The organism is Acinetobacter sp. Ver3 (genome assembly GCF_000632455.1).
Taxonomy (GTDB): Bacteria; Pseudomonadota; Gammaproteobacteria; order Pseudomonadales; family Moraxellaceae; genus Acinetobacter.
This window is the reverse complement of record NZ_JFYL01000209.1, coordinates 1-227: the sequence shown is the minus strand read 5'-3', so window position 1 is coordinate 227 and position 227 is coordinate 1. Positions and strand designations below refer to the sequence as shown.

Annotated in this window: 1 protein-coding gene; it reads right to left on the bottom strand. The window is 41.4% G+C overall.

What is annotated here, in order from left to right; translation table 11 throughout:
• On the bottom strand, nucleotides 1-123 hold a 123-nt coding region (locus tag CL42_RS16950; RefSeq protein ID WP_155757021.1), incomplete at its 3' end, for a helix-turn-helix domain-containing protein.
• Nucleotides 124-227 lie beyond the last annotated feature (104 nt).

Here is a 227-nt window from a genome sequence, read left to right as displayed (position 1 = left end):
CTGCAGTAAGCGTCTGATCTGACGTTCTGAAATATGAAGTAGCTGAGCAGCCTGGGATTGAGTTATGCGTTGATCGCAGATTTCCTGCAAGACCGACAATCGTTTAAGTTCTTTATCCGACATAGACACCAACATATCAAACCGTCCGCTAACGAAATTGCAAAAGTGCATATTCTAAAAGCGGACATTTTTACTTTGGAGAAACCGGACATTTCTATTTTGGAGTT